Source organism: Nitrospirota bacterium, from assembly GCA_040757595.1.
Lineage (GTDB): Bacteria > Nitrospirota > Nitrospiria > Nitrospirales > Nitrospiraceae > JBFLWP01.
Genome location: JBFLWP010000015.1, coordinates 1 through 26154, shown reverse-complemented (window position 1 = coordinate 26154; position 26154 = coordinate 1). Strand labels below are relative to the sequence as shown.

The 26154-nt window shown below is 67.2% G+C and carries 29 protein-coding genes and 1 tRNA gene; 25 read left to right on the top strand and 5 right to left on the bottom strand.

Annotated elements, in window-relative coordinates:
* From AB1411_13255 to AB1411_13175, 17 genes are all read left to right on the top strand, one after another.
* A complete protein-coding gene (locus tag AB1411_13255) occupies positions 1 to 669 on the top strand; it encodes a DUF5752 family protein (protein MEW6544562.1) in 669 nt (222 codons plus the stop codon).
* A 23-nt stretch (positions 670 to 692) separates the two neighbouring features.
* On the top strand, positions 693 to 1892 hold the full coding sequence (locus AB1411_13250; protein MEW6544561.1) for a glycosyltransferase: 1200 nt from the start codon (positions 693 to 695) through the stop codon (positions 1890 to 1892).
* A 49-nt stretch (positions 1893 to 1941) separates the two neighbouring features.
* Positions 1942 to 2391, top strand: coding sequence for a hypothetical protein (locus AB1411_13245; protein ID MEW6544560.1), 450 nt, complete (start codon positions 1942 to 1944; stop codon positions 2389 to 2391).
* 100 nt (positions 2392 to 2491) lie between these two features.
* Positions 2492 to 3784 carry an MFS transporter gene (locus tag AB1411_13240; protein ID MEW6544559.1) on the top strand — a complete coding sequence of 431 codons (1293 nt, stop codon included), beginning with the start codon at positions 2492 to 2494 and terminating at the stop codon, positions 3782 to 3784.
* A gap of 25 nt (positions 3785 to 3809) precedes the next feature.
* Complete coding sequence (locus AB1411_13235) at positions 3810 to 4064, top strand: hypothetical protein (GenBank protein MEW6544558.1); 255 nt, start codon at positions 3810 to 3812, stop codon at positions 4062 to 4064.
* 172 nt (positions 4065 to 4236) lie between these two features.
* Entirely contained in the window at positions 4237 to 4935 is a 699-nt protein-coding gene (locus AB1411_13230; GenBank protein MEW6544557.1) for a BON domain-containing protein, read from the top strand.
* A 57-nt stretch (positions 4936 to 4992) separates the two neighbouring features.
* The gene (locus AB1411_13225; GenBank protein MEW6544556.1) at positions 4993 to 6291 is read left to right on the top strand and encodes an MFS transporter; all 1299 of its coding nucleotides are present in this window, start codon (positions 4993 to 4995) and stop codon (positions 6289 to 6291) included.
* Complete coding sequence (locus tag AB1411_13220) at positions 6288 to 9767, top strand: MFS transporter (protein ID MEW6544555.1); 3480 nt, start codon at positions 6288 to 6290, stop codon at positions 9765 to 9767. The genes AB1411_13225 and AB1411_13220 overlap by 4 nt, the downstream gene beginning before the upstream one ends.
* A gap of 34 nt (positions 9768 to 9801) precedes the next feature.
* Positions 9802 to 11256, top strand: coding sequence for a trehalose-6-phosphate synthase (locus AB1411_13215; GenBank protein ID MEW6544554.1), 1455 nt, complete (start codon positions 9802 to 9804; stop codon positions 11254 to 11256).
* Positions 11253 to 12035, top strand: a complete 783-nt coding sequence (gene otsB / locus AB1411_13210) for a trehalose-phosphatase (GenBank protein MEW6544553.1) — start codon at positions 11253 to 11255, stop codon at positions 12033 to 12035. The genes AB1411_13215 and otsB overlap by 4 nt, the downstream gene beginning before the upstream one ends.
* 302 nt (positions 12036 to 12337) lie before the next feature.
* The gene (locus AB1411_13205) at positions 12338 to 13414 is read left to right on the top strand and encodes a glycosyltransferase family 4 protein (GenBank protein MEW6544552.1); all 1077 of its coding nucleotides are present in this window, start codon (positions 12338 to 12340) and stop codon (positions 13412 to 13414) included.
* 79 nt (positions 13415 to 13493) lie between these two features.
* Positions 13494 to 13856: a hypothetical protein gene (locus AB1411_13200; protein ID MEW6544551.1), complete on the top strand. Its 363-nt coding sequence runs from the start codon at positions 13494 to 13496 to the stop codon at positions 13854 to 13856.
* A gap of 394 nt (positions 13857 to 14250) precedes the next feature.
* Positions 14251 to 14571 carry a hypothetical protein gene (locus tag AB1411_13195; protein ID MEW6544550.1) on the top strand — a complete coding sequence of 107 codons (321 nt, stop codon included), beginning with the start codon at positions 14251 to 14253 and terminating at the stop codon, positions 14569 to 14571.
* Positions 14552 to 14710, top strand: a complete 159-nt coding sequence (locus tag AB1411_13190; GenBank protein MEW6544549.1) for a hypothetical protein — start codon at positions 14552 to 14554, stop codon at positions 14708 to 14710. Before AB1411_13195 ends, AB1411_13190 begins: the two co-directional genes overlap by 20 nt.
* Positions 14711 to 14747: 37 nt before the next feature.
* On the top strand, positions 14748 to 16196 hold the full coding sequence (locus AB1411_13185) for a trehalose-6-phosphate synthase (protein MEW6544548.1): 1449 nt from the start codon (positions 14748 to 14750) through the stop codon (positions 16194 to 16196).
* Entirely contained in the window at positions 16196 to 16870 is a 675-nt protein-coding gene (locus AB1411_13180) for a hypothetical protein (protein ID MEW6544547.1), read from the top strand. The genes AB1411_13185 and AB1411_13180 overlap by 1 nt, the downstream gene beginning before the upstream one ends.
* A gap of 33 nt (positions 16871 to 16903) precedes the next feature.
* Positions 16904 to 17539 carry a hypothetical protein gene (locus tag AB1411_13175; GenBank protein ID MEW6544546.1) on the top strand — a complete coding sequence of 212 codons (636 nt, stop codon included), beginning with the start codon at positions 16904 to 16906 and terminating at the stop codon, positions 17537 to 17539.
* An 87-nt stretch (positions 17540 to 17626) separates the two neighbouring features.
* On the opposite strand, the gene AB1411_13170 is transcribed toward AB1411_13175, so the two are convergent.
* Positions 17627 to 17941 carry a hypothetical protein gene (locus tag AB1411_13170; protein MEW6544545.1) on the bottom strand — a complete coding sequence of 105 codons (315 nt, stop codon included), beginning with the start codon at positions 17939 to 17941 and terminating at the stop codon, positions 17627 to 17629.
* A 243-nt stretch (positions 17942 to 18184) separates the two neighbouring features.
* Between AB1411_13170 and lipB the strand changes: the two genes are divergently transcribed.
* The 5 genes from lipB to AB1411_13145 all read left to right on the top strand — a co-directional run bounded on the left by lipB (position 18185) and on the right by AB1411_13145 (position 21374).
* Positions 18185 to 18955 carry a lipoyl(octanoyl) transferase LipB gene (gene lipB, locus AB1411_13165; protein ID MEW6544544.1) on the top strand — a complete coding sequence of 257 codons (771 nt, stop codon included), beginning with the start codon at positions 18185 to 18187 and terminating at the stop codon, positions 18953 to 18955.
* The gene (locus AB1411_13160) at positions 18949 to 20208 is read left to right on the top strand and encodes a Glu/Leu/Phe/Val dehydrogenase (protein MEW6544543.1); all 1260 of its coding nucleotides are present in this window, start codon (positions 18949 to 18951) and stop codon (positions 20206 to 20208) included. Before lipB ends, AB1411_13160 begins: the two co-directional genes overlap by 7 nt.
* Before the next feature lie 89 nt (positions 20209 to 20297).
* Positions 20298 to 20684: a hypothetical protein gene (locus AB1411_13155; protein MEW6544542.1), complete on the top strand. Its 387-nt coding sequence runs from the start codon at positions 20298 to 20300 to the stop codon at positions 20682 to 20684.
* Between the two features lie 4 nt (positions 20685 to 20688).
* Entirely contained in the window at positions 20689 to 21090 is a 402-nt protein-coding gene (locus tag AB1411_13150; protein MEW6544541.1) for a hypothetical protein, read from the top strand.
* A complete protein-coding gene (locus AB1411_13145; GenBank protein ID MEW6544540.1) occupies positions 21087 to 21374 on the top strand; it encodes a hypothetical protein in 288 nt (95 codons plus the stop codon). Before AB1411_13150 ends, AB1411_13145 begins: the two co-directional genes overlap by 4 nt.
* 42 nt (positions 21375 to 21416) lie before the next feature.
* Here AB1411_13145 and AB1411_13140 read toward each other — a convergent pair whose 3' ends face one another.
* The gene (locus AB1411_13140; protein ID MEW6544539.1) at positions 21417 to 21998 is read right to left on the bottom strand and encodes a DsbA family protein; all 582 of its coding nucleotides are present in this window, start codon (positions 21996 to 21998) and stop codon (positions 21417 to 21419) included.
* Positions 21995 to 22468 (bottom strand): group 1 truncated hemoglobin, encoded by a 474-nt coding sequence (locus AB1411_13135; protein ID MEW6544538.1) that lies wholly within the window; start codon positions 22466 to 22468, stop codon positions 21995 to 21997. Before AB1411_13135 ends, AB1411_13140 begins: the two co-directional genes overlap by 4 nt.
* A 160-nt stretch (positions 22469 to 22628) precedes the next feature.
* Here AB1411_13135 and AB1411_13130 point away from each other — a divergent pair, with 160 nt between their 5' ends.
* Entirely contained in the window at positions 22629 to 23579 is a 951-nt protein-coding gene (locus tag AB1411_13130) for a LysR substrate-binding domain-containing protein (protein ID MEW6544537.1), read from the top strand.
* Positions 23580 to 23591: 12 nt separating this feature from the next.
* Here the strand turns inward: AB1411_13130 and AB1411_13125 are convergent, their stop codons facing one another.
* Entirely contained in the window at positions 23592 to 24059 is a 468-nt protein-coding gene (locus tag AB1411_13125; protein ID MEW6544536.1) for a GNAT family N-acetyltransferase, read from the bottom strand.
* Positions 24060 to 24372: 313 nt separating this feature from the next.
* On the opposite strand from AB1411_13125, the gene AB1411_13120 reads away from it, so the two are divergent.
* A complete protein-coding gene (locus tag AB1411_13120; protein MEW6544535.1) occupies positions 24373 to 24669 on the top strand; it encodes an RNA-binding protein in 297 nt (98 codons plus the stop codon).
* Between the two features lie 111 nt (positions 24670 to 24780).
* Positions 24781 to 24857 (top strand) — tRNA-Arg (locus AB1411_13115).
* Positions 24858 to 24995: 138 nt separating this feature from the next.
* On the opposite strand, the gene AB1411_13110 is transcribed toward AB1411_13115, so the two are convergent.
* On the bottom strand, positions 24996 to 25373 hold the full coding sequence (locus AB1411_13110; protein ID MEW6544534.1) for a site-specific integrase: 378 nt from the start codon (positions 25371 to 25373) through the stop codon (positions 24996 to 24998).
* Positions 25374 to 26154: the final 781 nt, after the last annotated feature.

Genomic DNA, 26154 nt, shown 5'->3' with positions numbered 1-26154 from the left:
ATGGGCAGGCGCGCACAGACACCCTTCCGGTTCGTCAGTTGCATGGAACTGCGCGAGATCATGGGCGTCCGCGCCCACGACGAGCAGCGTCTATTAGAGCTGATCGAGGAGGTGCCGCTCGATTCGATCTATTACCATACCCACAGCTATTTCCTGCGGCACGCCTACCTCCGGGGCCTCTACCCCAACGATTTCGCCACCTGGGTCGCCGTCCAGGTGCAGGACCCCATCCTGGGGGAGCGGTTGGCCGCAATCGATCCGTTCGAACACGAAGGCCTGGAAGCCCTCCGCGCGGAGATCGCGGGCATCGTCGCGGAGCATCTGAGCCGGCTGAAAACCATCCCCCGCATCGTGGCGGGCGAGCCCTTCGAGTTCATCCGCTCGCACGTCATCGAGGTGGACCTGGGGATGGAGGTCTGGACGCTCCAGGAATTCCGCGACGGCCTGGCGAGGGTGGAAGCCGGCGCGATCTACAATCACGTCTGTGAGGCGCGCATGCGCAAAGGGCGCTTGCCGGGCGACTTTGCCTGTTGGTTCCTGGCCAAGGAGGGGCTGGACATGCCGGAGCTGGCCGAGCAGGTGGTGAAGGTGGGGCGCCTGGGATTGGGATTGGAGGGGGTCCGGGAACGCGTCGTGCGACTGTGCGACCAGGCGCTGGCGGCACGATAGACGGAGGAACGGGAGGACCGGCGATGGGCATCACTCTCGAAGACTATCGGGAGGTCGCACCTCAGGGGACCGTGGATTTCCTGAAACGGCTGGCCCGCAGCCTCAAACGGAAGCGGATGCTTCACGTCAACTCGACTCGGTACGGCGGTGGGGTGGCGGAGATCCTCCAGCGCATGGTGCCGATGTTCCAGGAACTGGGAATCGAGGCCCGATGGGAGGTGGTCACGGGGTCGGACGCCTTCTACCGGACGACCAAGAGCTTCCACAACGCGCTCCAGGGGACCAGACAGCACATCACGGCCGACATGTACGAGGCCTACCTGGCGTGCAACCGCGAGAACGCGGAGCGCTTGGACCTGAGCGCGGACGTGGTCATGATCCACGATCCCCAGCCGGCTCCCCTGATCGAGGTTCGCAAGCCCGGGGCCAAGTGGATCTGGCGGTGCCACATCGACCTTTCGACGCCCCAGCGGTCGGTCTGGCAGTTTCTCCGCCCCTACGTGGTCCGCTACGACGCCGCGGTCGTCTCGCTCCCCAAGTTCGCGCAGCGCCTGCCCATCCCGCAGGTTTTGGTCTACCCCTCCATTGACCCGCTCAGCGACAAGAACCGCGAGCTGCCGGCCGAGGAGGTGGATCGGATCCTGCGCCGGCTGGGTATCCCGCGCGACAAGCCGATCCTGTTGCAGGTCTCCCGGTTCGACCGGTTCAAGGACCCGGTCGGCGTCGTCGAGGCCTATCGGCTCGTGAAGAAGAGCCACGACTGCCGGCTGGTCCTGGCGGGCGGCACCGCGGCCGACGACCCGGAAGGGGCGGAAGTGCTGGCGGAGGTGCAGCAAGCGGCCGGGACCGATCCCGACGTCCACATCCTGCTCCTGCCGCCGACCGCGAACGTCGAAATCAACGCCCTGCAGCGGGCTGCCGCGATCGTGTTCCAGAAATCCACCAGGGAGGGGTTCGGGCTGACCGTGGCGGAAGCCCTCTGGAAGGGAAAGCCCGTGATCGGCGGGCAAACCGGCGGCATCATGGTGCAGATCATCCCCGGCACGACGGGTTACACGGTGAATTCCCCCGAAGGAGCCGCATTCTACGCCAAACGCCTCCTGAACGAGCCCGACTGGATGGCAGCCATCGGCCGCCGGGGGAGGGAGTACGCCCGCCACCGATTCCTCATCACCCGCCATCTGCAAGACTACCTGGGACTGATGATCCACCTCTGCCGCTGACCGGTCCGGAAACCCGGAACCGGCCCGCCCCTGAGGAGGGCCCACGGCGGTGGAAGTGTCGACCGTGGAGCGCCAGCCTCCCGCCGACTGGACATTTTCCGGCCACCATTCCGATTTTGTCCACTGGAGGAAAGCGGAGCGGATTGATAAGGTCCAAAAGCGTGATGGCGAAAGCGGGTTGCGGCCCATGGGCTCTCCTGAACCGGTCAGGGCGGACAAGGCGTTCCCTCGTCCGCTGGCCTTCCTGGCGGCGTGCTGCATCCGGGGTGTGCTGGCCGCTTCGGCCGCCGGGCAGCCGGCGGCCTCGTCCTACATCCTCAAGGGCGAGCTCCTGAAGATCGAGGCGGACATTTACGTCGTCAGGGATCTGCAGGGACGGTTCATACGCCTCCGGACGGACAAGAACACGAAGCTCGACCGCATGATCGTCCCCGGGGAAAAGATCGAGGCGGAAGTCTCGGCCAACGGTCTGGCGCTGTCGATCAAGCCGGCGTCGTAGCAGGATCCGCCCTTCGCCGCGGCCGCCGGGTCTTCGAGGAACGGCCTACGGTCGAGCGCATGATGCAGGCCTATTCCGGATGTACGAATAGGGGCGGACCATGCTGGAGGGTGTTGCGGAGAGCGCAGGCCGAGAGAACCGGTCCGGACAGCCGCTTGCGCCGCACCTGCTCAAGACCCGCGACTTCGGCTTGCTGTTCAGCGGACAGCTGATCTCCCAGATCGGCGACAGCCTCAACAAGGTCGCGCTGCTCTGGTTCGTCTACGAGCTGACCGGATCGGCGCTCAAGATGACGGCGATCGGGCTCCTGCAGACCGTTCCCCCCCTGGTCTTCGGCCCGTTGATCGGCGTCTACCTGGACCGGCTGTCCAAGAAGCGGGTCATGATCTGGGTGGACGTGGCCCGGACGTTCCTCGTCCTGCTGATCCCCTTCCTCTATGCCCTGGACGCCCTGACCCTCGAGATCCTGTACGTGCTGGTCTTCGTGATCGCGGTCGTCTCGACGGTGTTCGGTCCCGCGCTGGCCTCGGCCGTCCCCCTGATCGTGCGCCCGACCCAGCTCACCGCGGCCAACGCCCTGCTGCAGGGGACGGCCAACATCGGGATGATCGTGGGGCCGGCCGTCAGCGGCCTGGGCATCGTGCTGGCGGGGGCCCAGAACGTCCTCTATCTCGACGCCGCCACCTTCCTGATCTCCGCCCTCTGCCTGATCCCGATCAGGGTCGGTGAATCCCGCGCGGCCCGCACGGCCCGGACCTCCGGTTCCCTGTTCCAGGAGCTGACGGTGGGATTCCGGTTCGTGTTCGTGCAGCACCGGACGGTCTTCACGCTCATGCTCATCGCGACCCTCTACAGCCTGGGCACGAGCGCGTTCGTCTTCCTGCTGCCGGTGTTCGCCAAGGAGCTGCTGCGCTTCGGGCCGCTGGAGCTCGGCCTGCTCTGGTCGGCGCTGGGCGGCGGCATGCTGGCCGCGTCGGCCTGGCTGGCCTGGGCGCGGCACAGCGGCCTGCGCGAGCGCATGCGGATCGTCTCCCGTTCCATGGCCGTGGGCGGGCTGGCGGTCTGCGGCCTGAGCGTCCTCGAGACTCCCCTCCTGGCCACCCTGCTGATCATGGTGATCGGGGGCAGCACGGCCATGCTGATCCCCGTCGTCTGGGGCGTCCTGCAGGAACTCACTCCGAACCATCTCCTGGGACGCGTGTTCACGGCGTTCAGCACGGGCGGGATGTCGTCCGCCATGGCCGGAATGGCCGGGTTCGGGTGGGCGGCGGATGCGATCGGCCCGACCGCCAGTCTTTTGGGCATCAGCCTGATCCTGTTCGGAACAGCCACCGTTGCGGCCCAGTTGAGCCGACGGAGCGGGCCTGCCCCCAGCCCCCTGGCCTCCCGCTGACGCCCGTTCACCGAGGACCGGGCCGATGACGCCGTTCCGGGTCTCGCGGCGCGGAGGGAGGAGGCGTGTTCGGCGATCGCGCGACGGTCCACCCGATCCGGACTTCGGCAAACTCCGACTCGCAGACCGTCAAGGACGCGGTGATGATGATCACCGCCAACGCGCGCGTCGTGAAGGAAGCGTCAAGGAAGAGCACCTGCTCAACCTGGAGAAGGACACGAAGATCGAAGCGAAGGTGGCGGCGAACGGGACAGCCGTGCCGGTGAAGGCGATGCAGTAAGCAGACCGCTTCCGGTTGGCGGACCGGCCCGATCCCGCCGCGGCGACGACGGCCGCGGACGCGTCCGGGCTTGCGCCGTAGGATCGGCGCCTGCCTCCTCCCCGCCCGGTTCTTCCACAGAGAAGACGACATGATGACACAGCGTCGCGCGCGAGCGTCCTGTCTGACGACAATGCCGATCGTCCTCCTGGCCCTGGCCCTGCCCGCCCCGGCCGCCGATCCCGGTCCCGCACCGGCACCCGAGTCTTCCAAGGCGCCTTCGGGCGAACAACGGGTGATCGAGCAGAGGCAGCCGGAGTCCAAGAGCCCCGAGGCTCCCGCGGCCAAACCCGAAGGGCAAGCGAAGCCGGACGGGACACCGAAACCAGACGTCCCGGCCGGTACTCCCGCGAAAACCCGGGAGCCGACGCCCCCGTGGCCCGCCGGCTCGACGATCTTGAAGGTCAAACTGGCCCTGATGGCGGATTCCCGCCTGTTTCCCTACGAGATCGACGTGGACCTGCACGGCTCTGAGGCCGTGCTCGCGGGGAAGGTGTCGAGCCAGGAGGAGAAACTGGCGGCCACGGAGGTCGCGTCCCGCGTGGGCGGCGTCAAGTCGGTCTCGAACCTGCTGGAGGTCGCCAAGGGGCTGCACGCCACGCTGGCGCGGAAGCAGGACGAGATCATCACCCAGTACGTCAAGGACCGGTTTGCCAAGAGCAAGACCCTGGAGGCGGCCAACTTCGACGTGAAGACCGAGAACGGGATCGTCTCGTTGAGCGGCACCACGCGCTTCCAGGTGATCGTGCTCGAAGCGGCGGAAGCCGCGCGGCAGGTCCCGGGGGTCAGGGCCGTGCACACGGACGCGGTGCGCGTGAGCGCCGGGGACTGACCGGCGAGGGCGGGCAACCGCCGCGGGCCGCATCGCTGGAGATCAGGGAGGCTGCAATTGGGATGGACGCAGGAGGACGCTCCGAGCCGGCGACGCCGCTTGCTCACGCGGGATTTCAGCCTGGTCTGGTGGGGGCAGATGATCGCACAGGTCGGGGACGGCGTCTCCAAGCTGGCGCTCCTCTGGTTCGTGTACTCGGTCACCGGTTCCCCCATCAAGACCACGGTAATCGGCCTCCTGCAGACGATCCCGCCGATCCTCTTCGGCCCTCTGATCGGAGTCTTCGTCGACCGGCTGCCCAAGAAGCCGATCCTGATCTCGATGGACGTACTCCGCGCGCTGGTGCTCGGCTTGATTCCCTGCCTGGTATCGGTGCAAACTTTCACCGTGGAGAACCTGTATCTCCTCGTGTTCCTCCACTCGGTCGCGTCCGCGATCTTCGGGCCGGCCCTTTCCGCGTCCGTGCCCCTGATCGTCGCCCGGCCCCAGTTCACCGCCGCCAACGCGCTGCTCCAGAGCACCACGAGCCTCGGCATCATCGTGGGACCTGCGCTGAGCGGGCTGGGAATTGCGGTGCTGGGTCCACAGGAGGTCCTCTGCGTGAACGTGGCTTCCTACCTGACCTCCGCCGCCTGCTTCGTGCCGGTCCGCTTCGCCCGTGCGGCGCCCGCCGGCGAACGGGCTGCTCCGTCCTCCATGACGCAGGACCTGATCGAGGGGATTCGGTTCGCGCTGGTGGAGCAGCCGACGATCCTGGTCCTCACCGGCACCGCCGCTCTGTACACGTTCGGAACCAGCGCCTTCACGACGCTCTTTCCGGTGTTCGGCAGAAAAATGCTGGACCTGGGACCGGTGGAGGTGGGGTACCTGTGGTCGGCCCTGGGGGTCGGGCTGCTGATCGCTTCGTTCGGGCTCGTCCGGCTGACCGAATGGGATCTGCCGAGCCGGGTGCGGGTCATCTCGACTTCGAGCGCGGTCAGCGGGGCGGCCCTCTGCGGGCTCGTCTGGGTCCAGGACCGGATTCTCGCCGGCCTGCTGATGAGCGTCATCGGGATCGGCTTCGGGGCCCTGACCCCGATCGCCTGGGGCGTGCTGCAGGAGATCTCCCCGTCGGGCATCGTCGGGCGGGCGCTGGCGGTCTATTCGACCGGAGCCATGGCCTCGGCGGTGGCGGGCATGACCTTCTTCGGATGGACCACCCGCGAGTTCGGCGAACGGGTGAGCGTGGTCGGCATCGGAGCGATGCTCTTCATCACGGCGCTCGCCGCCTCGGCCCTCAGCCACTGGGCCAGCCTCCGGCGGCCGGCGCCGGCGCCGCTGGCAGTCCCTGAGACGGCGCACCTGGGCGAGCGATGAGGCGCGCCGCGCCTGCGGACGAGGGTTGCCCGTCTCCGACTGAAGCACGGGATGTCGGCTGGCGCCTGCTCAAGGCACGCGACTTCCGCCTGCTCTTCGTGGGACAGTCCATCTCCCAGATCGGAGACGGGCTGGTCAAGGTCGCGCTCCTCTGGTTCGTCTACGAGCTGACCGGATCGGCGCTGAAGATGGCCGTGGTCGGCTTGCTCGAGACGCTCCCTCCGCTGGTGCTCGGCCCGCTCATCGGGGTCTACCTGGACCGGATGCCGAAAAAACGGATCATGATCGCCATCGATCTCATTCAGGGGACCTTGATCCTGCTGATCCCCGTCCTCTACGCCCTCGACGCGCTCACCCTGAAACGGCTGTATCTCTTGGTCCTGCTGATCGCGATCCTCGGCTCGGCCTTCGGTCCCGCGCTGGCATCGGCTGTCCCGCTGATCGTCGACCGGCAGCGGCTGACGGCGGCAAACGCCTTTCTGCAGATCACGACGAACATCGGGGTGCTGGCGGGACCCGCCATCGCCGGTCTTGGGATCGCGTTCGTCGGCGCCCAGAACGTGCTGTACCTGGACGCCGCCTGCAACTTTGCCTCCGCCGCATTCTTGATGTCGATTCGGATGCGGGAAGCCGTGGTGCCGGCCAGGGAGGCCGCGTCACGAACGGTCTGGCAGGATCTGCTCGCCGGCTTTCGTTTCGTGTTCGTCCAGCAGCGCATCATCTCCACCCTGATGATCGCGGCCGCCCTTTACAGTCTGGCGGCCAGCGGCTTCATCTTCCTGCTCCCCGTGTACGCCAAGCAACTGCTGCACATCGGCCCCATCGAGTTGGGAGCGATCTGGTCGGCCCTGGGCGCCGGCATGCTGGCCGCGTCGGCCTGGCTGCTGTGGATGAAGCCCCGGGCCCTCGCCAGCCGACTCCGCGTTCTTTCCGCTTCCATGGCCGTCGGCGGCGCGGCGGTCTGGGGACTCAGCCTGCTCCAGGCTCCGCTCCTCGCGGCCATGGCGGTCGCCGTCATCGGGGTGAGCACGGGCCTGTTCATGCCCGTCGTGTGGTCGTTGCTTCAGGAGCTGACCCCCACGAACCTGCGCGGCCGCATGTTCACCACGTTCAACACCGGCGGGACGGTCTCGGCGATGGCCGGGATGACGGGCTTTGGATGGATCGCCGATACGCTGGGCGCTCGCCTTTGCCTCATCGGCGTCGGATTCTTCCTCCTCGGAGGCGGTCTCTGTTGCCACCGCTTCAGCCGTCGGAAAACCGCGACGGCCGATGCCGCCTCCCGGCCCTTCCGAACGGGAGCCCTCACCGACGACATCGTCCGGGCGCAAGACGGGTACTATATTCTCGCCACTTCCACCATCGTGGACGACCGCACCCGCGTGCTCAAGCAAGGCGAGACGTTCGCCGTCTTCAACCGGGCCGGGGACATCCATCCCGTGGGACTCGGCTATCAAGGGCTGTACCACGAGGGGACTCGGTTCCTCTCGCGCTTGGAGCTCACCCTGAACGACCGCCGTCCCCTGCTGCTGGGCTCCACGGTCAAGGAAGACAACACGCTGTTCACCGTCGATCTGACGAACCCGGACATCCGCACCGACAGCCACATGTCGATCCAGCGAGACACCGTACACCTGTTCCGGTCGAAATTCCTGTGGCGGGGCGTCTGCTATGAGCGGTTTCGGATCGCCAATTACGGGCCCGTACCGCTCCCCGCCAGGCTTACTTGCAAGCTCGACGCGGACTTCGCCGACATCTTTGAAGTCCGGGGCCTGAAACGGGCTCGACGAGGCCGCCGCCTGGCCGATCCGGTCCAGGACGGGACGCTGCTTCTCGGCTACGAGGGGCTCGACGGAGTCACTCGGCAGACCCGTGTCGCCTGCACGCCGCAACCGGCGAGTCTGTCTCCGTCCCAGGTGGTCTTCGAGGCCCTTCTGCAGCCGAGGGAACGTACCGAGTTCTTTCTGACCATTTCCTGCGAGCTTGGTGGCCGACCGCCCTCCCCCCCGTTGGCCTACGATCAAGCCTTCTTCGAGGCCAGAACATCCCTGGACACGGCTGTGGCCCGGGGTTGCCACATTCAGACCGCCAACGAGCAATTCAATGATTGGCTCAATCGAGCCCGCCCGGATCTCCACATGATGGTTACGGAGACCCTCGAAGGCCCCTATCCCTTCGCCGGGATTCCCTGGTTCAGCACCCCGTTCGGACGCGACGGCATCGTCACGGCGCTGGAGTACCTGTGGGTCAACCCCGAACTGGCCAGAGGGGTTCTCGGTTTCCTCGCGGCGACGCAGGCCAGGGAAGAGATTCCCGAGCAGGACGCCGAACCGGGCAAAATCCTCCACGAAACCCGCAAGGGGGAGGTGCCCGCGCTCGGGGAGGTCCCGTTCGGACGGTATTACGGCAGCGTGGACGCGACCCCGCTCTTCGTGATGCTGGCCGGCGCCTACTATGAGCGGACCGGCGACCGCGCGCTCATCGAGGCCATCTGGCCCAACCTGGACCTCGCGCTGCGCTGGATGGACACCTACGGCGACCGCGACGCGGACGGTTTTGTGGAGTATGTCCGGCACTCCTCGCGGGGCCTGACGCATCAAGGATGGAAAGACTCGCGCGACGCGGTGTTCCACGCGGACGGCACGCTGGCGGAAGGGCAGATCGCCCTCTGCGAGGTCCAGGCCTACGTCTATGCCGCCAAGCGGAGCGCGGCGGCGCTGGCCGTGGCGCTGGAAAACGGGGACCGGGCCGAGGACCTGCTGCGTCAAGCCGAAGACCTCAAGGAGCGGTTCCAGAAGGCCTTTTGGTGCGAAGGGATTTCCACGTACGCGTTGGCGCTCGACGGCAAGAAACAACCCTGTGCGGTGCGGACCTCCAATGCGGGACATTGCCTCTGGGCCGGGATCGCCTCCGACGAACAGGCCCGGCAGCTCGCCGGCACTCTTTTGGAGCCGGCGATGTTCTCAGGATGGGGGATCCGCACCGTCGGCGAGTCGGAGGCGCGCTACAACCCCATGTCCTACCACAACGGCTCGGTCTGGCCGCACGACAATGCGCTGATCGCCATGGGGCTGGCCCGGTACGGATTCAAGGACCAGGCCCTCGCCATCCTGCGCGGGCTCTTCGATGCAACGGCGTTTCTGGATCTGCACCGGCTGCCCGAGCTCTTGTGCGGATTTGTCCGCAGGCACGGCGAGGGGCCCTGCCTGTATCCCGTGTCCTGCGCGCCGCAGGCTTGGTCCGCCGCGGCGGTGTTCCTGCTCCTGCAGGCGGCCCTGGGCCTTTCGATCCAGGCGCAGCCGGGGAAAGTCTCCTTCTTCCGCCCGGTCCTGCCGGACTTCCTGCCGGAGATTCAGATCGCGAACCTCAGGGTCGGAACGGCCTCGGTGGACCTCTACCTCAGGCGCGGCAAGCAGAATGTCGAGATCGCCGTGGCCCGCCGGGAAGGGGACGTCGAGATCGTGGTGATCGAGTAGAATGGAGTGAGCGGGGAGCCCAAGGGAGACCGTGATGCCAAACCCACCCATCATCGTCGTGTCGAACCGCGAGCCGTACGAGCATCGGCGGGTCAAGGGACAGCTCACGTGCCAGCGGACCGACGGCGGCCTGACCTCGGCCCTCGACCCGGTGCTCAGGCGGCTCGGCGGGACCTGGGTCGCGTGGGGAAGCGGGGACGGGGATCGGGAGCCGGTGGACGCCCGGGCGGGTCTCGATGTGCCGCCCGAGGCGCCGACCTACCGGCTCCATCGCGTCTGGCTGGGCGAGGACGAGGTGAAGGGCGGATACCTGGGCTACGCGAACCAAGTGCTCTGGCCCCTCTGTCACATCACGTTGGACCGGGTGACCTACCGGAAGACGTTCTGGGAGAGCTACGCCGCCATGAACCGGCGCTTCGCCGAGGCCGTGCTGGACGAGCTGAGGGAGCGTCCGGGGCTGGTCTGGGGCCACGATTTCCACCTCGCCCTGCTGCCGGGCTTGCTCCGCAACGCCCGTCCCGGCACCACGATCGCGATGTTTTGGCACATCCCCTGGCCGGGCCCGGACGTGTTCCGCATCCTGCCCCAACGACGCGAGATCTTGGAAGGACTGCTGGCGGCGGACAGCCTGGTCTTCCAGACCGCCGACTCCGTCCGGCTGTTCGCCGACTGCGCCCGGCAATTCCTGAAGGCCGAAGTGGGAAACGGCGGGACCGCCATCGACTACAAGGGGCATCGGACCAGCCTCGCCGCGCACGCCATCAGCGTGGACTTCCGGAGCTTCTCCGAGACGGCGGAGACCCAGGCCGTCAAGCGGGCGATGGTCCAGATCAAGGAGCGGCTCCATCTCGGCCCGGAGGTGCGGCTGGGGCTGGGCGTGGACCGGTTGGACTACACGAAAGGGCTGCTCAAGCGCCTGGGGGCGCTGGACACGTTTTTCGACCGCTTCCCGCAGTATGCGGGCCGGTTCACCTTCGTCCAGATCGCAGTCCCGACGCGGAGCGAGGTGGAGGCCTACCGCCGCTATCGCGAGATGATCCGCCAGACCGTGGCCGAAATCAACGGCCGGTACGGTCGCGACGGCTGGCGGCCCATCGCCTATCTGGAAGGCCGGATCAGCTTCGAGACGCTGGTCGCCTGCTACCGCATGGCGGACCTGGCCCTGGTCAGCTCGGTCTATGACGGGATGAATCTGGTCGCGAAGGAGTACGTGGCCTCTCAAACGGACGGAGAGGGCGCGCTGCTCGTGAGCCAGATGGCCGGCGCGTCGGAAGAGTTGACTGAAGCCCTCATCATCAATCCCTACGACCTGGAAGGCACGGCCGACGCCGTTGCGCGAGCGCTCGCGATGCCGATGGCGGAGCGGCACCGCCGGATGCAAGCGATGCGCAGACATCTCCAGGCCAACGATGTCCACATGTGGGTCGTACGCTGCCTGCGCGAGGCCGGCCTGGTCCTGCCGATTCCCCAGGAAGCTGCTGCGGAATGAGGCGCCCCTCGCTCCGCGCCAGGCTGGCGGCCCTGCCGCTTCACCGGCTGCTCCTGTTTCTCGACTACGACGGCACGTTGACGCCGATCGTTCGGCGGCCATGCGACGCGCGACTGCACGCCTCCGTCCGGCAGGTCCTGCGCCGGCTGGCCCGCTCGATCCCGGTCGTGATCGTCAGCGGCCGGGCACTCTCCGACTTGCGGCGGCGGGTCGGGCTGCCGGAGCTCCGGTACGTGGCTTGCCACGGACTCCTCTATCAGGAAGACGGCTCGACCGCCCGCTGGCTGGGACGTCCGGCCCCGCGGAAGACGGTCCGCTCGTGGATCCGCGCGCTCGCGGCTGCGGCGGCCGAAGTTCCGGGCGCCCTGATTGAGGACAAGGAACACAGCGTCGCCCTGCACGACCGCGCGGTCAGCCCGGCCCGACGCCGGCGCCTCAGGCGGCGGGCCCGGCAAGCCCTGGCCCCCTGGCTCCGAAGCGGAGCCGCAGTGCTGCTCCGCGGCAAGCGCGTGCTGGAGGCCAGGCCGCCTGGGCCGTGGAACAAAGGGACCGCCGTCGCCCGCCTGCTGAAGGAACCGTGGGCGCGCGGACGCGTGCCTGTCTATTTCGGGGACGACCGCACGGACTTCCCCGCCTTCCGCGTCGTGCGGGGACGGGGGCTGGCGGTGCGGGTCGGCGGGCGGCGAGACGCGGCCGGCGAAGGGGCGTGGGTGCCGGGGCCGGCGACCGTCCTTTCGTTGCTGCGCCGGCTGGCGGAGCGAAGCACGCGAGAGCCCTGACTGGCCCTGGCGAGGGCTCCTCCCCGCGGAAGGCGGGCGTCCCGGCAACCGCGCCGACCGTCTCTCGGAATCTCTCGTAATCCCCCGTTTCACCTGGGGTTTTTCCCCTCTCTCGCCACTGGACATTTTCACGTACGCAACCAAATCTTGTCCATTGGAAGCGGGGAATCCGTTTGTTAAGTGTGTAGGAGGAAAGCGTCCCGGAAGGCCGCCCAGACGGCTCGATCAATCACCACGTCGCGCGGAGAACGCAGGGGAAAGGTCCGGAGTCTGCGCGAACCACCACGTGAAGGAGACAGGGGATGAAAATCGCGCAGGTCTCGCCCTTATGGGAGAGCGTTCCGCCAAGGTTCTACGGCGGCACGGAGCGGATCGTGTCCTACGTCACCGAAGAACTGACCCGGCTGGGGCACGAGGTCGTGCTGTTTGCAAGCGGAGACTCGGTGACGGACGCCGAGCTTCGGGCCGTCTGTCCTCAAGCCCTCCGTCTGAACACGGGGATCTTCAACCGAGATGCGCCGCTGATCATGCTGCTCGAGCAGGCGTTCGGGTCGCCGGGCGACTTCGACGTCATCCACTCCCACTTGGACTTCCTGGGCTTCCCTTTGGCCCGGCGGTGCCACGTGCCGGTGCTGACGACCCTCCACGGCCGGCTGGACCTGCCCGAGCTGCAGCCGGTCTTCCGGGAATTTGCCGAGATGCCCCTGGTGTCCATCTCCGACGCCCAGCGTCGGCCGATGCCGTGGGCCAACTGGCAGGCGACGGTGCACCACGGGCTGCCCCGGAACCTCTACACCTTCCGTTCCGGGCCGGGCCGATATTTGGCCTTTCTCGGACGGATCTCGCCGGAGAAGCGGCCGGACCATGCGATCGAGGTCGCCAAGCGCACGGGGATGCCCCTGCGCATCGCCGCGAAAGTGGACCCGGCCGACCGTGAGTACTTCCGCGCCGAAATCGAGCCGCTCATGAACCACCCGCTGGTGGAATACGTCGGCGAAATCACGGACGCCGAGAAAAACGACTTTCTCGGCGACGCCTACGCCCTTGTCTGCCCCTACGACTGGCCCGAGCCGTTCGGGATCGTCTTCATCGAAGCCTTGGCCTGCGGGACGCCCGTGCTGGCGTACCGCCGCGGCTCGATACCCGAGATCATCGAGGACGGCTGCACCGGCTTCGTGTGCGACCATCTCGGCCGCATGGCCGACGCCGTGCAGCGAGTATCGCAGATCGACCGGTCCCGGTGTCGGCGGGCGTTTGATGAACGGTTCACGGTCGAGCGGATGGCGCAGGATTACCTGCGCGTGTACGAGCAGCTCGTCGGCTCGACGGAGCGTGTCGCCATCCCGTCGAACGGCCGGTTGGCTCACGACCTGATCTGAGCGTCGGGATCGCGAGGGGCTGCCAAGGCAAGGGATGAGGCGCGGGACGCGCGCGGTTCGCGTAAACCGGAGGAGGGAGATGGCGAAAGAGGGGATCGGATGGACCGTCCGTCGTCTAAGCCTCGCTACGACGGCGGTCGCCGCGGCGCTGGCCTGCTGGCCAGGCCCCGACGGCGCATCGGCCGCGACGCCGCCGGACGGGGGCTCCCGCACGCAGGCCGGCTCGGCCGGCCCCGGTGCCGACGGGACGCTCCAGACCGTGAGAGGCGAGGTGATGATGATCTCCGCCGACGTGTGCGTCGTCAAGGACGCGTCCGGGAAGAGCCAACTCCTCAACCTCGGGAAAAACGCCAAGATCGAGGGCCAAGTAAAGGAAGGCGCCCGCGTCGAAGCCCAGGTCGACGCGAACGGCAACGCCGTCTCGCTCAAGGCCGTCAAGTGAGCCCGGTTCGCGAGAGGTGGCCTAGCTCCGCCGGGTCGCCAGGATTCCTCGCGGGCCCGGTTCGATCGTCACAGAGCGTCGGTTCCCATCATCCTTCCGTGCAACTCTTCGTCAGATCCCTTCATGGGACGGTCATCGTGCACATCACGGGGCCGCGAGTCCCGATGCGCCACCAGGGAGGCGACGTATGGAAACTGCGCGACGTCTCCAAGCATCACGGGGCTGCTCGTCGGGCTTCTCGTGGCGGTCATGGCCGGCTGCGGCGGCGACGGCGTGTCCCCGCCGCCGGGTCCTTATCCGTACGGGAGACATCCGGTCTATCCGCGGCCCTACTATCGGGAAATCGGGCCATGGGACTTGCCGAGCAGCCCGTATCCTGGTCCGCCGACCTGGTATGGCTGCCCTCAACAGAGTCTCTCGTGCTTTCCGGACTGACCCTGACGACGCGGGCCGAATCGCGCAACTGACGGCCAGCATCGAGGGTCTCGACAAGCGGATGCCGGACCTGGAGCGGCCGCCGGACCGGGCCGGCTCCACGTTCAACGACCTGCAAGCCCTGGATCTGTCCGCTTGGCGCCTTCGCCGGCAACAGTGGGTGTTGCAGCGAGACCATCTGGAGCTGGCTCGGGAGCTGCTCCGACAGGCCGCGGAGAGCCCCGATCAAAGGGCCAGGCTCGGCGAGCAGTGGGCGGATCATGCCCTACTACGGGCCTGATCCTTGGGGTTACGGCGGGGTCGGCTACGGCGGTCTGGGCTACGGGCCCGCTTACGCGGCCGTGCCGTACGAGGAGACGATCAATTCGTTGAAGGGGACCGCCATCCGGTATGCGAAACCGGAAGCGGCGTCGCCGTGACCGGCACGGGGCGGCGAAAGAGATAGAAGGAAGCAGGATGCCGAGTCCATCCCTCGTCGTCGCGTCCAATCACCGGCCGTCCGAACACCGGCTGGCTCCGGAACGGACCCCCTCCGAGAGGGCCGAGGGAGGGCTGACGACCGCCCTCGACCCGATCCTGGAGCAGTTCGGAGAGACCTGGGTATCGTGGGAGAACGGGGAGGATGATCGGGAAACGGCCGTCGCCCGTGACGGGATCGAGGGTCCGCCCAACGCGCCCGCTTGGCGCCTGCGTCGCGTCCGGTGGAGCCAGGAGGAAAAAGGAGGCGACCCGGGCTATGCCGCCCAGGTGCTCTGGCCGCTCTGCCACATCGCACTGGACCGGATCGCCTACCGGAAGACGCTCTGGGACGGCTATGTCGCCGCCAACGAACGTTCCGCCAGGGCCGTGCTGGAGGCATCGCGCGGTCGGCCGGGGCTGGTCTGGGTGCGCGATTTCCGCCTCGCACTGCTCCCCAGGCTGATCAGAGCGGCCCGGCCCGCCGCGAACGTGGCGGTGTTCTGGCCCATTCCCTGGCCAGGCCCGAACGTGTTTCGCATCCTGCCCGAGGGCCGTGAGGTCTTGGAAGGCCTGCTGGCCGCGGACAGCCTGGTCTTCCAGACCCACGGTGCCGCCAAGCTGTTCGTGGACTGCGCCAGGCAATTTCTGAACGCCGAGGCGGACGAGGCCGGGACGGTCGTCGCCTACCAGGGGCACCGGACCGGCGTCGTCGCGCACCCCGCCAGCGTGGATCTCCGCGCCATCTCGCGCATCGCCAACACTCCCGCCGTCAAACGGGCCATGGCTCCGATCCGGGAACGGCTCGGGCTCGTCACCGGCGTGCGGCTCGGTCTGGGCCTGGATCGTCTGGACTACACGGAAGGGCTGCTCAAGCGTCTGTGGGCTCTCGAGACGTTCTTCGACCGCCACGCTCACCATGTCGGGAAGTTCACGTTCCTTCTGATTGGAATCCAGACCCGAAGCGAAGCAGACGCCGCCGGTCGCGGCGGGGAAGTGGTCCGTCAGGCCGTCTCCGAGATCAACGGCCGCTTCGGTCGAGGCGGCTGGCGGCCGATCGAATATCTTGAAGGCCGCATCGGCTTCGTCGAGCGCGTGGCGTACTACCGGATGGCGGAGCTGGCCCTGGCCAGCTCGGCATGTGACGGCATGAACCTGACGGCAAAAGAATACGTGGCGTCCCAGTTTGACGGGAACGGCCTCCTGCTCGTGAGCCAGATGGCCGGGGCGGCCGAGGAATTGACCGACGCGCTGGTCATCAATCCGTACGACCTGGAAGGCACGGCCGACGCCATCGCGCAAGCGCTCGAAATGCCGACGGAGGAGCGGCGGCGGCGGATGCGCGCGATGCGCGGGTATCTGCGCATCCACGACATCCATGCGTGGACGGCGAGCTGTCTTCGGGAGGCGGGGATCCTGCCGCCCCTTTCTGACGGAGTCGCCGTGTGATGGGACGAGCGGGCGCGCCGCGCGAGACCATGCCGTCCGGCTTGCCGAGAACGTCCGTGCGGAGAGGGACCGACGGCCCGGCAGGGTTCGCCGGCAGATCCCTCGGCTGGGGAGCACTCCTGCTGGCGCTGCTGACGGGCTGCGCCATGTCCCGAGACCCGTCTCACTGGATGGAGCAGCGCACCGCGATCGAGCAATTGCTCTTCAGCCAGGCCGTGGAACGGAGCGTCGCCCCGATCAGCCTTCCGCTGCCGGAGGGGGCCACCGTCTCCATCGACGTCGTCGCGCCGAGCCCGCCCCTGCTTCTCTCGTTCGTCCGGGACATGGTGGCCAAACGCCTCGGGGCCCAGGGACTGCGCGTCCAGAAACAGGAGAGAGACGCCGCCTACCTGGTGCGGGTGCTGGCCCAAAGCCTGGGCACCGAGCAGGGGAAGAACCTTATCGGGCTGCCGTCCATGCAAAGCGCGCTCTTGCCCATTTCCACGCCGGAGATCGCGTTGTTCAAGGAGGAGCACAACCAGGCCCTCATCCGCTTGTTGCTGGACGTGTCCGAGCGGGAGACCGGACGGCACATCCTCTCGACCCGGTGGTACGAGGGGGAAACGCACTTCAATCAGTACACCGTGTTCGTGGTGATCGGGTACCGCATGACCAACCTTGTGATCCCCAATTAGGTCGTGAAGAGATGCGGGGGAGAGAGGCTCGCTTTGTGGATTCCGGCAGCCCTGGGATTGGTCGGTTCGCTGCTCGGAGGGTGCTCCGGCGCGGACCGGGTGATTCCGCTCGAAATCCGGGCACTCCCCCCCGCAGTGCAGGCCGCACCTTCGGAACGGGATACGCTGGGGTTTGCCGTGGCGCCGCTCAGGGATGCGCGGCCGGAAGGGAGCAGGCTGGGAAGCCACACCCAGCTCTGGGTGACGAAGGCCTACTTCAACATCGAGGGAGGGGAGATCGGGGACATCGCGGCGCAGGTGTTCATAGACCATTTGAAGCACGAGAAGGGATGGCGGGCGTGGCTCGCGAAGCCAGGGGTAGCCCCTCCCGAGGGGAGGCCCTACGTCACGCTGACCGGGAGCTTGCTGGAGTGCGCGGTGGAGGTACGGGGCTGGCTCGCGATCACGACGATGACGGTCAGGACCAAGCTGGCGTTCGAGCTCTCGGGCGCAGGAAGGGAGAAGCCGATTGACTTGACCGTCAAAGGGGAAAAGTCGGAGTGGACGTTCGGATTCGACCGGCACGGCGTCGAGACGCTGTTGAACAAGGCCCTCCTTGAAAGTCTCCAGGAGTTCCTCGCCGATGCACGGATGAAGGAGCTGAACCGTCAGGCGCGGGAGGGCGCCTGATCCCTCCGCGACGGCGATCTTTGAAACGGCTCCGCCCCGTCCATCCCTCTTCCGACGCACGCGCGCCGCCGAGATAGCGCCCTCCTGTCACTGGCGAGCCTTCACGATCGAGCGGGCATGGCCATCCGGCGACACCTCGGCCTCGATGAGATCGCCGACCGCGACGGTCTTGTCGAGCAGGGTGTCTCTGCCCACTTCGATCCGCACTTCCTCACCTCTGTCATCTTTCAGCACGTACGATTCTCGTTCGATCCTGATCAGGTGTCCCCTCACGGTCTTTGCGAGGATCACGGAAGGCGGCGGCGATTCCGGCTTTGGTCCCTGGGCAAAGGTCGTCCACGTATTCCCAACGCCGAACGTTATGGCCACGATCAGAGCCGGTATGCCGCGCGACCAGGCCATGGCAGGTCCTCCTTGGAAATGGCTCCCCATCATCGGCAAGGGCCAAGGGGGATCACGCCGGTTGTAGCAGAATGGCCGGCGGGAGTCACGGAGGAGCCGTCACCGCCACGGCGACAGGCGACCGCGAGGCCGGTCCGGCTGCCCGGGTCTCGGGCCCAGGAGAGGTACAGGGCTCGTTGTGGGGTCCCGGAGCCTGTGCTATAGTTTCTTCATTGCATCACCACCTCGTCTTGATCTTGCGCCATGCCCATCCCGTCCACGACACGCGTCGCGGCGCTCGTGCAGCATGACCGGCTTCGCTACGGCGACGCCTGGGCCCTCCAGCACCGGCTGGTGGAGGAGCGGATCGCCGACCGGCGGCCCGACAGCCTGCTCCTCCTCGAGCATGAGCCGGTCTTCACGGTCGGGCGGAGCGGACAGGCCGGCCACTGGGGCGGAGACGAGGCGCTCAGCGCGGCCGGCTATCCCCTCTATCACGTGGAGCGGGGCGGCTCCGTCACCTATCACGGGCCGGGCCAGGTCGTGGGCTACCCGATCCTGCGTCTGGCGGACTTCTGTCCCGGCCCCAAGGCCTACGTCAGGCTCATCGAGGAAGCGCTCATCCGCACCCTCGCCGCCTGGGGCCTCACCGGCCGAAGGGTCGAAAAGTTCCCGGGCGTGTGGACGGACCCGGACCCGTCCGATCCGGCGAGCCGGCCGAGGAAGATCGCGGCGCTGGGGGTCCGGATCGTGCGGGGCGTGACCATGCACGGGTTCGCGTTGAACGTGACCGTGGACCTCGCGCCGTTCGACCGGATCGTCCCCTGCGGGATCGCCGGCTGCCGCGTCACCTCGATGCAGGCCGAGCTCGCCCGGGCCGGCCAGCCGGTCCCGGACATCACGCTGGTCCGGCGGCGGGTCGCGGAGGAGTTTGCCAGGACCTTCGGCCTGGAGTGGATGGACGGGACGGATGGGCAGGAGGCCGGCCCGGGCGAGCGGGCCGAGCGGAACGCGATCGGGATGGACACATGGTGAACGAGCTCGACAACCATACGTACCGGCTTGCCGTCGCCCAGTTTGACGAGGCGGCGGAGCGCATGAACCTGGATCCGAATTTGCGGGAGCGGCTGAAGCTGCCGGAGCGCTCGCTCATCGTGAGCGTACCCGTGCGGATGGACGACGGGTCCGTCAAAGTCTTCACCGGCTATCGCGTGCAGCACGACTCCTCCCGCGGCCCCTCGAAAGGCGGCATCCGCTACCACCCGGACGTGAACCTGGGCGAAGTGGCTGCGCTGGCCATGTGGATGACCTGGAAGTGCGCGCTGGCCGGCCTGCCCTACGGCGGGGCCAAGGGCGGCGTGCGGGTGGCGCCGGAAAAGCTGTCCCGCGGGGAGCTCCAGCGGCTGACGCGCCGGTACGCGTCCGAGATCTTCCCAATCATCGGGCCGGACGAGGACGTGCCCGCGCCCGACGTCGGCACCAACGCCCAGGTCATGGCCTGGATCATGGACACCTACAGCCAGCAGGTGGGCTACGCGTCGCCGGGGGTCGTGACCGGCAAGCCGCTTTCGATCGGCGGGAGCCTGGGGCGCGAGGAAGCGACGGGGCGCGGCGTCGTGAACGTGACCCTGGAAGCCATGCGGCACCTGGGGCTGGACGTGAAGCAGGCCACCGTGGCGGTGCAGGGGTTCGGGAACGTGGGCTCGCACACGGCCCGGATCATGGCGGAGGCCGGGGCCAAGGTCATCGCGGTCAGCGACAAGTCGAGCGGCCTCTACAACGCGAAGGGCCTGGACATCCCCGCGCTGCTGAAGTGCTACCGCACCGACGGCCATTCGCTTGCGCACCCCGAGTTGGGCGAGGCCATCACCAACGAGGAGCTCCTGGCGCTCGAATGCACCGTGCTCGTGCCGGCCGCCCTGTCGGAGCAGATTACCGAGAAGAACGCGGGCGGGGTTCGCTGCAAGATCCTGGCGGAGGGGGCCAACGGGCCGACCACCCTGGAGGCCGACCGGATCCTGACCGACAAGGGGGTCTTCATCATCCCGGACATCCTGGCCAACTCCGGCGGCGTGATCGTGTCCTACTTCGAATGGGTCCAGGACGTCCAGCGGTTTTTCTGGAAGGAGGCGGACATCCGCGAGCGGCTGCACGAGATCATCGTCGCCGCCTTCCACCGCACGCTGGAGTTCGCCCGGACCCGCAAGGTGACGATGCGGATGGCGGCCCTCATGAGCGGGATCGACAAGGTCGCCGAGGCGCACCTGGCGCGCGGCCTCTACCCATAAGTAAGGTGACAAGTGATGGGTGAGCGCTGCGTGCTGCATCCACTATTCCTATCGCGTCACTGATCACTCATCACCGATCACGGTGTGCGATGAAATACGTCCTGGCGGCGATCGCCGGCATCTGGATGGCCGACGGGCTGGCGCTCTTGGTCGCACCCCGGCAGGTGGTGGAGCGGGTGCGGGACGCGCTCGCCCTCTCCCCGACGGTGCTGCGCTGGGAAGCGGCGGCGGCCGGCCTGGGCCTCCTGCTGCTCCTGGGTGCGCAGGGTCTGCACTACCAGCCCCTCTGGACGGTCACGGGCCTCGCGATGGTCGCGAAGGGCCTGTTCCTGGCGGCGGGGCCGGAGCGACTGAAGAAGGGCGTGCTGGACTGGTGCCTCAAGCGGGAGGACGTGGATTACCGGTTCTGGGGCCTGGGCCTCTGTACGCTGGCCCTCCTGCTCCTCCATGCGCTCGGCTGGCTCGGCAACGAGTGAGGCGTTGACTGTACCGATGGTGACGCTGCTGCTCTTCGGCCTGATCAGCCTGCTCTGGCTCGCCGCCGGGGTGGCCATGATCGCCTTGCCGGCTTGGTGGATCGAGCGGATGCGGGCCGTCCTGTCCGATCCGCTTCGCCGATTTGTCCTGCTGCAGGGGGTGCTGCTGGTGGGGCTGGTGCTCGTGCTCGGAGCCCCGGAGCGGCGGGGAGTCTGGCTCTGGGCGACGCTCGGCCTGGTGGCCGCTGCCAAGGCCCTGCTGCTGCTCGGCCTGCCGGACCGGCTGCGCACGGCCCTGACGGACTGGTGGACGCGCATCCCGCTCTGGACCCACCGGGCGGCCGGCTTGGTGCTGACCGTCCTCGCCACGCTGCTCGCCATTGATTCCTTCAGCGGAGCCCCGTGAGCGAGCTTCTGACCCTCTGGGACGAGCACCGGAACGCGGGCTGGCCCCGCTTCTCGGATCCCCGCGAAGGGGAGCTGATGACGCTCGACACCGTCATCAGCGGCTGCGTGACCTTTTACCTGGAGTCGGAGGGAGGGCTGGACCAGCCGCGCGTCGAGATCCTGGAGAGCTGTCTGGCCGACCTCGAGCCGCTCCTTCCGAACCTGCCGGACGAGGCGGTCGAGTACTTCGCGCGGTTACAGATCCTCGCCCGACTGCTCCTCGAAGCCAGCCTTCCCACCTAAGCGCGCGCCCGCTCACATACCGGACGATCAGCCGCTCCGAGATCAATCGGATCGGAGGAAGGAAGCCAGGGACTCGGCTGTCGGCAGCCCGACGAGGCTCTGGCCGTTCTGATGGAGCAGGAGCGGGACGGCCAGGCGGCCGGTCCGCTCCCAGTCGTTCTGCCAGCGGCCCACGGTCGCCGCCGTCAAGTGCCGGTCCAGACCGGCGAACGAGAGGCCGGCGAATCCGGCTTGCCACGCCACGAGGTCCAGGACCGAGGGATCGGAGAGGTCCGCGCCCTCGCACCAGAGGGCCCGATACAGCAGGTCCTTGAATTCTCGTCCCCGGGAAGGGTCCGCCGACATCGCAAAAGCCGCGGCCTGGATGGCCCGTGCCGTGTTCGGCTTGCCCGGCGGCACCGTGATCGGCAGGTCCGCGGCCAGCCGATGGACCGCGTCCACCTCCCGTTTTAGCTCGCCGGCCTGATCACCGCGACACGGACGCAGGGGCACGGGCAGGCCCGGCGCATGCTGCACGCCGCGCCAGGACACCTGCCCCTCGACGCTCAGTGATCGGAGCCGCTCGTTCAGCGCGTAACAGAAGGGACAGTTGAAGTCGCTGTAGACCGTGATGGGCGACGTCACGGCACCTCGACGATGTCCTTCTGCGCCGGCCCCAGCAAGGCCAGCAATTCCTGCTGCTCCTTCGCCGGGACCTTGAGCTGGTTCAGCGCACCGACCAGGTCCTCGACCAGCGCGTTGAAGTCCGCCGTCGAGATCCTCATGCCCGCGTGCGTCGTCTTCATGTCCCGGCCCTTGTAGGCGCAGGGCCCGCCCGAGGCCTGGCAGACCTGGTCCACCAGATGCCGCTTCAGCCTCGGGATGTCGGTCGTGGCGAAGCGCCCGTTGATCCGCTTGTCGCCGGCCACGTTGGCCACGAACTGATCCACCACCGCCGTGATCGCCGCCTTCCCGCCCAGCCTGTCGTAGAGCGACGCGGCCGGAGGCGCGCCGCTCGGCCCCGCCGACGCGCAGCCGGCGGCCCCCGCCAGGAACCACGCCAGGCCCGCCCAGAGAACCCATCCGCTGACGTCTTTCAGATTTCCGCTCACCATGGCACCTCCATGACAAAAGAGAGAACGGTCAGGATCATCGTTGACGGGCCGACGATACCCCGCTATGATGCCATAGGTCCAATATATTGTTTTGATAAAAACGATAGTTTATTCCTATCAACTGACCGAGCGATCGGGAGAACTTCGGGGAGGGTCTCGAATGGAGATGCGGCAGTTGCATTACTTCTTGGCGGTGGCCGAGCACCGGCACTTCACCCGTGCGGCCGAGGCGGTGCACGTCTCCCAGCCATCGCTCTCGATCCAGGTGGCCGCGCTGGAGGAGGAACTGGGGACGCCCCTGTTCGACCGGCTCGGCAAGCAGGTGGCCCTGACCGAAGCAGGCGAGGTCTTCCGAGAGCATGTCCTCCGGGTCCTGCGCGAGCTGGAGCAGGGGGTGCAGGCCGTCCACGAGCTCACGGGCGGGGAGCGTGGACGGCTGCTCGTCGGCACCCTGTCCAGCGTGAACCTCTACCTCATCCCTCCGCTGGTCTGCCGGTTCCGTGAACGGTTTCCCAACGTCCACCTCCAGGTGCAGGCCAGGCCTTCCGGAGACATCGTGGCCGACCTGCTCGCGAACCGGCTGGACCTCGGCCTCTGCCTCCTGCCGGTCCCGGACGAGCGTCTGGCCTCCATCCCTCTGTTCCACGAGACGCTGGCGCTCGTTGCACCGGCCGGCTTCCGCCCGCCGAAGGCCCGCCTGCGGATGAAGGACCTGGCCCGGTTTCCGCTCGTCCTCATGCCGGCCGACTACTGTCTGCGCAAGATGGTAGAGGAGGAATGTCGGGAGGCGGGGGTGCGGCCCCAGGTTTCGGTGGAGATGACTTCCCCCGAAGGAATCCTGGAGGCGGTCAAGCAGGGGGCCGGTCTCACGATCCTGCCGGAGCTGTACGTGCGCCACACGCACCGGGGGGGCGCCCTGCGGGTGATCGAGCTCTACGACCCGGTGCCGCGCCATCCGGTCGGGCTGGTCCACCTCGCCAACCGGAGCCTGGGGATCGCGGCACAGGAATTCATCCGCCTCTGCCGGAGCACGCTGGAAACGCTGGACGTGGAGGCGGGTCCAAGCCGCGCGGCGAAGATGCGCCGCCCGTTGCGCAGCGCCGCTGGCTGAGGCGGAGGCGACCTACGAGGCGGCCAGCTCCCGGTATTTGGCGAAGCAGATGAGATCCAGCCCGTGGTAGTGGTTGGGCAGGAGGGCCTCCGGCCTGTAGCCCAGACCCAGGAACAGCCCGATGTTGCGCGGCGTTTTGAGCATGGTGCAGACGTAGAGCTTGTGCGCCCCGGCCGCCAGCCGCTCGATCTCCCGCATCAAGGCCTTGCCCGCGCCGCGGCCCTGGTGCGAGGGGCTGACCGAGAGGAGGCGGATCACGCAGACCCCGGCCACGACCCAGAAACGCACCGACCCGATGACCGCCCCGTCCCATTCGGCCACCAGGATCGCCTTGTCGGCCGCGTCCGACTCGAGGCTCTCCAGCGTCTCGGTGGTCCAGGGGCTCACCTCGTAGACCCGGGCATATTCCGAGAAGGCCTCCCGCTGGATCCGGAGGATAGCCGGAAAGTCGTTCTTCGCGGCCCGACGCACCGTCAGCATGGCGACAACCGTCCCGGCGGCCTGGACCGAGCCCGGATCGGAAGACGGACGGCGGGTCGGGAGTCGGTCCGCCGGATCGGGCCCTCCGAGTTGATCTGCCCGGACTCCCGTGCTATGCTTGGGCCGCAATTCATCGCTACGGGGCCGAGTGATGGAGAGCCGGGCAGAGCGGCCCTGAACCGATGTTGCCTTGCGAGCGGAAGCTGGCCGGAAAGCTGAGTGACCTGATGGTGCAGTTCGTCCCGCGCCGTGGCATCTCTCCTTCTCCCCTCCGTTCCCTCGCTTCAAGACAACAGCAGTGCAGGAGGTAGCCGTGGGAAACAAATTATACGTGGGCAGTCTTCCCTATTCCACCACCGAGCAACAGCTAAGCGAGCTGTTCGCGCAATACGGCACGGTCCAGTCCGCGAAGGTGATCACGGACCGGTATACCGGGCAGTCGAGGGGCTTCGGCTTCGTGGAGATGGCCACGAGCGAAGAAGCGCAGAAGGCGATCCAGGGCCTGAACGGAACGAACCTGGGCGGGCGGACCCTCGTGGTGAACGAGGCACGACCCCAGGAGAAGCGGCCGTTCGGTGGAGGCGGGGGCGGCGACCGCGACCGCTACTGAACGTGGGCTCTCCGGCGCTTGGCCGGGGAGCAGATGAACCGTCAAGGCAACCGCGGGGGACCGTTCGCTCACGCAGCGGTCCCCCGTTTCATTTCGGCCGTCTCAGCCGGTGCGCCCGTAGCTCAGTTGGATAGAGCGTCGGGCTTCGAACCCGCAGGTCGCAGGTTCAAGTCCTGCCGGGCGCACCATTTTTTCAACGACTTGCAGCGGCACGGTGTTCGCGCAGACGCCCGACTGTGCTAATTTTGTGCTCCTACCGCTTCCCACCCCGTCCAATACCTCGATGCCCGCCCGCAGGCTTTCCGGGTAATGGTGCGCGTACCGCATCACCATATCACCATAGAGATCGTCTTCCACCGGCCCAGCTTCTGGACCGCGTAGAGGTCCACACCGGCTTGCACGAAGCGGGTCGCAAAGGTGTGCCGCAGGTCATGGAAGCGGAACTTCCCGATCTTGGCGTTTTTCCGCGCCGCGTAGAAGGCGCGAAGCAGGTCCCTGGCGTCCATCCGGTTCTCGGCCCCGTTGAAAAAGACATAGTCGGTCTTCTCTGACCGCACCTTCGCCCTCTCTTTCAGGACCTCCAACGCGGTGGCGTTCACCGGGAGCGTGTCCTTGCACCGGTTCTTCTGCTCCAGCAAGGTGATCGTCCTCCGGAACAGGTCCACCTGGGGCCATTGAAGATCGAGGATCTCCCCCTGCCGCAACCCGTGTTGACGGCAAAGAGTAGAATCTCCCTCAACCAGTTCGGTGACGCGGCTAGGAGCCGGGCCTCTTCGTCCAGCGTCAACCAGCGTTCAATCTGGTTGTGCACCTTCTCTCGCGACACCCGAAGCACCGGGTTGTCGTGCCCCACTTAAGATTTGGACAGGTAGAATAGGTCAGGAGGGATAATGGAAGCGACGATCAAACCTGTCCAGAATGGGCGTGGACGGAAGCGGCGGCGGGCGGCTGAGCAGAAGCTCGCGCTCTTGCAGGAATGGAAGAACGGAATCCCCTCCCAGGCCTGCTTGGAGACATTCGAGACGGTGGAACGGCAGATCCCCGTGTGGCTCGACCATTCCAACCAGCAGGCGCCGCACAGTGCGCTCGGAATGCAGTCACCGGCCGCGTTCTATGCGGACTGGAGAGTCAAAAACACGAAACGACCTGTCCAAAATAGGTGGGGTAGTACACTCGCTCGAAAGAGCGGACGTGGACTGGAATGTTTTAACCCCGCTCGCGCTCCATATCGGACGAGGGTTGATCCTTCCTTTAGAAAGGACCAGCCCTCCCCCTCGTTCCTATTGCCTTGAGGAGCCTAAGACTTCGCGGACTTTCGCGCGCAAGGCGTCCGGAGAGCAGGGCTTGAGCAAAAGGGCGCTGTCCTCCTTCGAGTCTGGTCCCGTTGCGGGAGCCCGTCCTCCTCGCCGGAGTCGCCTTGAAGAATCAGTTCAATTTGACCTTTCTGACTCAATCGGATAAAATGTCTTCCATGAAAGGCCATGC

Bases quoted from the DNA above. Each gene is read 5' to 3' on its own strand.
- AB1411_13255 (MEW6544562.1), top strand. From the start codon at position 1: ATGGGCAGGCGCGCACAGACACCCTTCCGGTTCGTCAGTTGCATGGAA.
- AB1411_13155 (MEW6544542.1), top strand. From the start codon at position 20,298: ATGAAATACGTCCTGGCGGCGATCGCCGGCATCTGGATGGCCGACGGG.
- AB1411_13200 (MEW6544551.1), top strand. From the start codon at position 13,494: ATGGCGAAAGAGGGGATCGGATGGACCGTCCGTCGTCTAAGCCTCGCT.
- AB1411_13160 (MEW6544543.1), top strand. From the start codon at position 18,949: ATGGTGAACGAGCTCGACAACCATACGTACCGGCTTGCCGTCGCCCAG.
- AB1411_13215 (MEW6544554.1), top strand. From the start codon at position 9,802: ATGCCAAACCCACCCATCATCGTCGTGTCGAACCGCGAGCCGTACGAG.
- AB1411_13240 (MEW6544559.1), top strand. From the start codon at position 2,492: ATGCTGGAGGGTGTTGCGGAGAGCGCAGGCCGAGAGAACCGGTCCGGA.
- AB1411_13250 (MEW6544561.1), top strand. From the start codon at position 693: ATGGGCATCACTCTCGAAGACTATCGGGAGGTCGCACCTCAGGGGACC.
- AB1411_13235 (MEW6544558.1), top strand. From the start codon at position 3,810: ATGACGCCGTTCCGGGTCTCGCGGCGCGGAGGGAGGAGGCGTGTTCGG.
- AB1411_13180 (MEW6544547.1), top strand. From the start codon at position 16,196: ATGGGACGAGCGGGCGCGCCGCGCGAGACCATGCCGTCCGGCTTGCCG.
- AB1411_13230 (MEW6544557.1), top strand. From the start codon at position 4,237: ATGCCGATCGTCCTCCTGGCCCTGGCCCTGCCCGCCCCGGCCGCCGAT.
- otsB (MEW6544553.1), top strand. From the start codon at position 11,253: ATGAGGCGCCCCTCGCTCCGCGCCAGGCTGGCGGCCCTGCCGCTTCAC.
- AB1411_13190 (MEW6544549.1), top strand. From the start codon at position 14,552: ATGCCCTACTACGGGCCTGATCCTTGGGGTTACGGCGGGGTCGGCTAC.
- AB1411_13220 (MEW6544555.1), top strand. From the start codon at position 6,288: ATGAGGCGCGCCGCGCCTGCGGACGAGGGTTGCCCGTCTCCGACTGAA.
- AB1411_13130 (MEW6544537.1), top strand. From the start codon at position 22,629: ATGGAGATGCGGCAGTTGCATTACTTCTTGGCGGTGGCCGAGCACCGG.
- AB1411_13205 (MEW6544552.1), top strand. From the start codon at position 12,338: ATGAAAATCGCGCAGGTCTCGCCCTTATGGGAGAGCGTTCCGCCAAGG.
- AB1411_13195 (MEW6544550.1), top strand. From the start codon at position 14,251: ATGGCTGCCCTCAACAGAGTCTCTCGTGCTTTCCGGACTGACCCTGAC.
- AB1411_13135 (MEW6544538.1), bottom strand. From the start codon at position 22,468: ATGGTGAGCGGAAATCTGAAAGACGTCAGCGGATGGGTTCTCTGGGCG.
- AB1411_13185 (MEW6544548.1), top strand. From the start codon at position 14,748: ATGCCGAGTCCATCCCTCGTCGTCGCGTCCAATCACCGGCCGTCCGAA.
- lipB (MEW6544544.1), top strand. From the start codon at position 18,185: ATGCCCATCCCGTCCACGACACGCGTCGCGGCGCTCGTGCAGCATGAC.
- AB1411_13125 (MEW6544536.1), bottom strand. From the start codon at position 24,059: ATGCTGACGGTGCGTCGGGCCGCGAAGAACGACTTTCCGGCTATCCTC.
- AB1411_13170 (MEW6544545.1), bottom strand. From the start codon at position 17,941: ATGGCCTGGTCGCGCGGCATACCGGCTCTGATCGTGGCCATAACGTTC.